The organism is Microcystis aeruginosa LEGE 91341 (assembly GCF_015206885.1).
Classification (GTDB): domain Bacteria; phylum Cyanobacteriota; class Cyanobacteriia; order Cyanobacteriales; family Microcystaceae; genus Microcystis; species Microcystis aeruginosa_H.
In genome coordinates, this window is the sequence record NZ_JADEXY010000258.1 from 1 (window position 1) to 1,662 (window position 1,662).

The 1,662-nt window shown below is 44.8% G+C and carries 1 protein-coding gene and 1 pseudogene; both read left to right on the plus strand.

What is annotated here, in order from left to right:
- Positions 1 to 260: 260 nt before the first annotated feature.
- A complete protein-coding gene (locus IQ234_RS20695) occupies positions 261 to 1,139 on the plus strand; it encodes an Hpt domain-containing protein (protein WP_110577669.1) in 879 nt (292 codons plus the stop codon).
- 277 nt (positions 1,140 to 1,416) lie between these two features.
- Positions 1,417 to 1,662 (plus strand): annotated as a pseudogene (locus IQ234_RS20700) (outer membrane protein assembly factor); the annotation flags it as partial.

Genomic DNA, 1,662 nt, shown 5'->3' on the forward strand with positions numbered 1-1,662 from the left:
CAGGATATACTCCACAAAAGCGTTTAAACTCTTCTGGATTCAAATTTTTTACTTTTTCGTAAGTCATTGTTTTTCTGAGTGTTTTACTTTATTTTACATAATCAGTTCCTATTTTTGCAGGAGGTCTAGTATAGACCTCGTTTCCACATATAAACCAGAAGAGCCACCAGTTTTCCTAGCCATTACCTTATAACTGATATATTTCCTGAAAAACTGGGCAATCTAGGACTAGACAGCATCGTGATAAAGGGGATAAGACTTTGGACTCTGCTAACGCTCAGAAAATTCTCGGCTATTTCATCGAAGAAGCAAAAGAACACCTGGAAACTTTGGAACAGGGGATTTTAGACTTAGGCAATCTCGTCAACAACAATGAACAGATGAACGAGATGTTTCGTGCCGTCCATTCCGTCAAGGGGGGGGCGGCCATGTTAGGTTATGGCAGTATCCAAAAAACTGCTCACCGTCTTGAGGATGCTCTTAAAATACTGAAAGAAAATCCCCTAGAAGTGGATCAAAAATTAGAGTCTTTGTTCCTCAAGAGTTATGATCTGCTTCAGATATTGATCGATAAGCTGCAGGAGCCCTTAGGTTTGCAAGCCAAGGCAGCTGACGCGATCGTTAAAAACGGTGAAGCGACTTTTGCCGAATTACAGGCCCATCTTAACTATCTTCTCGGCCAGGGAAAATCGACCCCAGCTATTGCGGCAGCCCCTTCTATCTCCATCAGCGTCAGAGATATCCTCAAACAGATGTTACAACTGTTCAAACAGCAAGAAACCAGCACTTCCCGTCAGCAATTACAAAAACTAATTTTATCTCTGTCTCAATTGGCTTCAGAACAGCAACAATGGCAATATTTAGTTAAAAATGCCCAATCGGCCCTGGCTAACCCCAAACATTCCTATCGTACTCTCGCCCCAGTTATTATTAAGGAATTAAAACAAGCCGGTGATCTATTAGAATGGGGTCGCGGGGAAGAAATCACCGTCAGTCAAGAATTGCAATTATTAGCCACCGCCAAATTACCACAAATCCTGATTACCCTGGAACCGGAATTAGTAGCTAGTACGCTGATGCAAATGTTCAATCGCCAACAGGTCTCGCAACTGGTACAGTTATTACAAACGAGACGTTAACATCTGCCCCGGCGTAACTAATTGTGCGCCCACCGAGGTGGCAATAATCCTCGATGGTGAATTGGGATAGAGCCAAACCAGAAAAAGCTAAGATATGGCAAGATAAAAACTTAATGCTGACGGCTGACAAATATCAGACCTGAGGCAGCATCTCTTGAGTCACCGGTCAAGCTGGGATTTACTGAGAGTAAGTGATCTGCTAGAGTTTTAACGTTCGTTAAATTTCTCGGGCAGAGAAAACAAACAAAACCATAATGGTGTTACTGGGTGTGTGGAAGTGCTTAAAAATCTCAATTTTTCGAGGCGATACTCCTCGCTGGCCCTGCTGCTGGCTATTTTCGGATTATTTCACGGGACGGCAATTGCCCAAGAAGAACCCCCAGAGACGGTTTTTCCCCGCGTCGAGCAGCTAGTACAGTCTCCTCACGCGACGGGAGAAACTACGCCACCCGTGGCACCACCGACGGAAAATCCGCCGGAAACCCCGACGGAAACCCCAACCCCTCCAGAAACTCCCCCAACC